General features: G+C 54.9%; 4 protein-coding genes and 1 riboswitch. Of the genes, 3 read left to right on the top strand and 1 reads right to left on the bottom strand.

The annotated features are described in order from the left end of the window. Nucleotides 1-288 precede the first annotated feature (288 nt). Together FD37_RS08705 and FD37_RS08700 are read left to right on the top strand one after the other, a co-directional pair. Nucleotides 289-1,572 carry a dicarboxylate/amino acid:cation symporter gene (locus tag FD37_RS08705; RefSeq protein ID WP_056964844.1) on the top strand — a complete coding sequence of 428 codons (1,284 nt, stop codon included), beginning with the start codon at nucleotides 289-291 and terminating at the stop codon, nucleotides 1,570-1,572. A gap of 782 nt (nucleotides 1,573-2,354) precedes the next feature. Continuing rightward, nucleotides 2,355-2,518, bottom strand: a riboswitch (M-box (ykoK) riboswitch). A 214-nt stretch (nucleotides 2,519-2,732) separates the two neighbouring features. Next, the gene (locus FD37_RS08700) at nucleotides 2,733-3,296 is read left to right on the top strand and encodes a peroxiredoxin (RefSeq protein ID WP_056964842.1); all 564 of its coding nucleotides are present in this window, start codon (nucleotides 2,733-2,735) and stop codon (nucleotides 3,294-3,296) included. A gap of 71 nt (nucleotides 3,297-3,367) precedes the next feature. Here the strand turns inward: FD37_RS08700 and FD37_RS08695 are convergent, their stop codons facing one another. Then, complete coding sequence (locus tag FD37_RS08695; protein ID WP_045806880.1) at nucleotides 3,368-3,715, bottom strand: hypothetical protein; 348 nt, start codon at nucleotides 3,713-3,715, stop codon at nucleotides 3,368-3,370. 217 nt (nucleotides 3,716-3,932) lie between these two features. On the opposite strand from FD37_RS08695, the gene FD37_RS08690 reads away from it, so the two are divergent. Further along, nucleotides 3,933-4,574 (top strand): SDR family oxidoreductase, encoded by a 642-nt coding sequence (locus FD37_RS08690; RefSeq protein WP_045806881.1) that lies wholly within the window; start codon nucleotides 3,933-3,935, stop codon nucleotides 4,572-4,574. The last annotated feature ends 119 nt before the right edge of the window (nucleotides 4,575-4,693 follow it).

The raw sequence follows: 4,693 nt of genomic DNA, 5'->3' as shown, positions 1-4,693 counted from the left end.
AAGGGTAGGACGTTGCCACGCAAACGCAAGGAACTCAGCGATGAGTTCCTTTTTTTGTACCATGCTTTTTTAAGGCGCTTCATGCATCAATGGTCCGGTCCCTTGCGGCAGATTGTTCAGTGACGGACCTTTAATCAGGCGCGATTCAACGCGGATGACCGCTATCCAAGCAGGGGCTTTCCCAGTCGAGCGCGCCAGAAACCGTTGGGTGTGCTATCATAGTGAGGTGACCTTAATCAAGCCGCTTTATCAGAACCGATTAAAAAAGAAAACGGGTGAAAGAAGTTTATGAAAAAGTACCGGAACTATCGACTGAGCCTGGGGTGGCAAATCCTCATCGGGTTAGTCCTCGGAATTATTTTTGGGGCCGTCTTCTACGAAAATAAGATGGCCATCACCGCGATGCAGAACATCGGGAACATGTTCATCGGCTTAATCCAAATGATCGTGCTGCCCATCGTGGTCTCGTGTCTGACCGTCGGGATTGCCAACATGGGCGATATCAAGCAGTTGGGCCGGGTCGGGGGCAAGACCCTGATCTACTTCGAAATCATGACCACCATCGCCATTGCCTTGGGGCTGCTGGTCGGGAACGTCTTCCATCCTGGGAGCTTTATCGACATTCACCAACTACATAGTACGGATATCAGTCAATACGTCTCTACGGCCAAATCAGCCAAGAATACGGGCATCTGGGCCACGTTGATGGGGATTATCCCGACCAACTTCTTCAAGTCCCTGGCGGAGGGTGACATGATGCCCGTCATCTTCTTCTCCGTCTTCTTCGGGTTGGGGACCGCCGCCATCGGCAAGCAGGGAAAAATCATCATCGACTTCCTGGACGCCGTCTCGCAAGTCATGTTCCGCGTCACCAACTGGGTCATGCATACGGCGCCCATCGGGGTCTGTGCCCTGATTGGGGCGACCATCGCGCAGATGGGGCTCTCGGCGCTGGCACCTCTGGGATACTTCATCTTGCTGGCCTACGGGACCATGGCCCTCTTTATCGTGGTCTTCATGGGCCTGGTCGCCCGGATCTTTGGTTTCCGCCTCTGGGACCTACTCACGGTAATCAAGGACGAAGCCGTGCTGGCCTTCTCGACCGCCAGTTCCGAGGCGACCCTGCCCCGGCTGATCGATAAGATGGACAAGTTCGGGGTCAGCCAAGGAATCGTCTCCTTCGTGATTCCGACCGGGTACACCTTTAACCTGGACGGCTCGGCAATCTACCAATCGCTGGCGGCCCTGTTCCTGGCGCAAGCCTACAACATTCACCTGAGTCTCGGCCAGCAAATCACGTTGCTGGTGGTCTTGATGATTACCAGTAAAGGGATGGCCGGGGTGCCCGGTGCGTCCTTCGTGGTCCTCTTGGCCACCGTCTCGACGATTGGGGTACCGATGAGTGGGTTGACCTTCATCGCCGGTATCGACCGCTTAGTCGACATGGGGCGGACCGCCGTGAACGTGGTGGGGAACTCCCTGGCCACGGTCGTTATCGGCAAGTCCGAACACGAATTTAGCGAGGAAAAGAGTCAAGCCTACCTCGAACAGGTCCGGCGTAAGCGGGCCTAACACGACACTGATACATTTAAAGGGTTCCGGGATATCAAAATTCCGGAACCCTTTTTTGCGTCTTTAGGGGAAATAAAAACGCACCGGCCATAATCAGCGGGTGCGTTTTATAAAAGGTCATGGTTGTGAGTGACTTACCAGCGCATTCACGCTGCGAGTGGGTCGCTTGCGGGGTGATTCCCATCAGCCCATGGGGTCGCCACGTTCACGTGAATAGCCAATGACTTGGCTTGGTAAGTGTCAATTTTCGACTGTTGCGGTTTTAAAATACCGGTCACGGGGAAACGGCGTCAGCAACACGATGTTTTCTCCCCACTGGGTTCCCCCAACGGTGAAGCACGCTGCCCACACTAGCACGTCAATGCATCATGGCGGGGCAGGACCGAGGAAACGGCGTTACTCTAGCTTGCGTTATCGATGGAACGGTCTAAAATGGCTGGTTCCCAAACGAGTACGGGAAGGTCAGGCGGTAAGCTGGTCAACTACAACGTTGACCCCGTCTGAGATAACGGCGAATCAGTCATTTTAGCTTAAAACGTGAAAGTCGAACCGCCGCATCAAGCTACGGCGTCCGGAACGGGAAAGTCAGGCTTGAGGACCGCCTCAAAGCGTCAACTCCGAGGTGGAAACCAGGGCTAGCTTTCCCTCCAGCAAGTGATCACAACACGATCCGGGGTCATCTTTAACAGTTGTCATGGTTCCCACCTCCTTTAGCAGTTTTTTGATAAATTAAAAGCGTCCAGCAACGACTAGCTGGACGCACTCGAAATCAGGCATCTTAAAAACTGGGCTAGTCGTTGAGTTTTAGCACTATACGGCGTAGTTTGTTCAACAGCTACATTAGATCAGGCCTTCAATTGACCTGAACAGCTGACTCATTGGCATCTCTCGATGTTTCTGAGCAGTAGCATTTTCCGTATAGGAGCCTCACCTAACAGCTTCTCATTTATCTTACAAACCATAGTTTACCGAACTCGCGCCCAAATAGCAAGCGAAATGCTAATCGATTTAATAAGAACCGTTCTAGGTGGCCAAAATAATGACCCATTGAATTGCTTACCCGACCGCCGAACTACTTTAGAATGATTCTTGATTAGTGTGCAAAAAGCGCGTAGAATGGACAGTGAGTTAAAGATCAAGAATTGAGGGGAGCAAGTATGATGAATTATATTGGTTCAGATTTACCCGATTTTCAAGTGAACGCCTACCAAGCGGGGGACGTGCAGCCGGTGACCAAGGCCGACCTGTTGGGTCATTGGTCGATTCTCTTCTTCTATCCGGCGGACTTTTCATTTGTTTGTCCGACCGAATTAGGGGACTTAGCGGACCACTACGCGGAATTTAAGGCCCAGAATGCCGAAATCTACAGTGTGTCCGAGGATACGGAGTTCGTCCACCAGGCCTGGCACGAACAGAGTCCCGAGGTCGGCAAGGTGGCCTACCCAATGCTGGCCGATCCCGCGGGGGTCCTGGCCCGGCACTTTGACGTGCTGAACGCGCAACTAGGGCAAGCCTACCGGGGCGTCTTCATTCTCGACCCGCAAGGTCAGGTGCGTTCCTACACCATCAACGACATGGGCATCGGCCGTAACGCCAGCGAGGTGCTGCGGACGTTGACGGCGGCTCAATTCGTGGCCGAACACGGCGACCGGGTCTGCCCCGCCAACTGGCACCCGGGTGACGCGACCCTGAAGCCGGGGACCGATTTAGTCGGCAAGCTGTAAGGCAGCCCACCAATCAAAAATGACACAAAAAAACGCCGCTGAGGATGGTCAGCGACGTTTTTATTTTGAAATTAAAGGCCCTGATTGATTTGGGCGTACCGTTGGGCGTACCAGCCTTCCCAGGTAATGTCCTGGAGCGAGCCGTTGGCGTTGTAAGGTAACCCGACGGTCTTGAGAATGTTCATGAACAGGGGCCGCTTGTATTTGAGGACACCCGCAATCAGTTCCTCTGGCGAGAAGAACCGGTTTTCGAACAAGTACGTGTTAATGTCGTTCATCGAATAATCCACCCGGTAATCGGAAAGGATCTCCAGGTCGTTCGTCCGATAGTGCTTCAAGTAAAAGTGCGCGAATTCGGTAAGCGCCGTATCTTGCGCCCCTTCATCTAAGTCTGTGATGGTTAATGCTGAATCTGCCAAAACGTTGAACCTCCTCTAAAAACTCGCGATGCCGATCAACCGCTGATCAGTCTCCTTTCTATATTATGGCACTTTTGCGCCGGAGGTAAAGGCTCGCGGCCGTTTTTTCTGAAATCGCCCGGTGGAAACGTGTATAATATGACCTAGTACGCGCCCGGTGGCCCTTTCGGTTGGTTCGGCCACCCAGCGCAATTAACTAGTAAGGGAGCCAAAAAAGATGCAAGTGTTGGTCGTCGGAGCAAATGGACAAGTGGGGCGGTTGGTCGTGCGCCAGCTGCAAGCGCGGGGAGACGTGCCGGTAGCCGGTCTGCGCCCCGATGAGGACAGCGAGGACTGGGAAGACCTGGGCGTCAAGGTTTGCCGGCTGGACCTGCTGGAGAAACCGGAGCGATTGGCCAGTGGCATGCTGGGCAACGACGCGCTGATCTTCGCCGCCGGGTCCGGTGGCCGGACCAAGGACGACATGACGCTTCTGATCGACCTCGACGGGGCGGTCAAGACCATGCAGGCCGCCGAAATCGCGGGGGTTCACCGTTTCCTGATGATCAGCATGCTCTTCGCCGAGGACCGCAGCCGCTGGGCGGACCCGCTAAAGCCGCTGTACGTGGCGAAGTTCTACGCCGACCACTGGCTGACCCACCAGACTTCGCTGGACTACACCATCGCGGAGCCGGGGGCCCTGTCCTTTCACGCGCCGACCGGGGGCTTCAAGAGTGATCCGCTGGCCGTGGGCAGCATCTCGCGGGCGGACCTCGCGGCGTTCCTGGTCGCGGCGCTACATGACGACCGCACGATTGGCCGGACGATTCCGTTATTAAGCGGCGACTTGTCGTTAGCCCAACTATTTGACCAGCTCTAGGCAGCTGAGTGGGGGCTGGCGCAACGTTCTGTCGGCTTCATTTTCCCGAGGTGGGCACGATTCCGAAACCTCGCCCAACCCGCGAGTTTCCGGAACTCGGCCTGATTGTAAGCCAGCAA

This window comes from Levilactobacillus spicheri DSM 15429, assembly GCF_001435095.1.
GTDB classification, from domain to species: domain Bacteria; phylum Bacillota; class Bacilli; order Lactobacillales; family Lactobacillaceae; genus Levilactobacillus; species Levilactobacillus spicheri.
The sequence above is the reverse complement of the archived record's forward strand: the minus strand, read 5'-3'. Positions and strand labels throughout refer to the sequence as shown.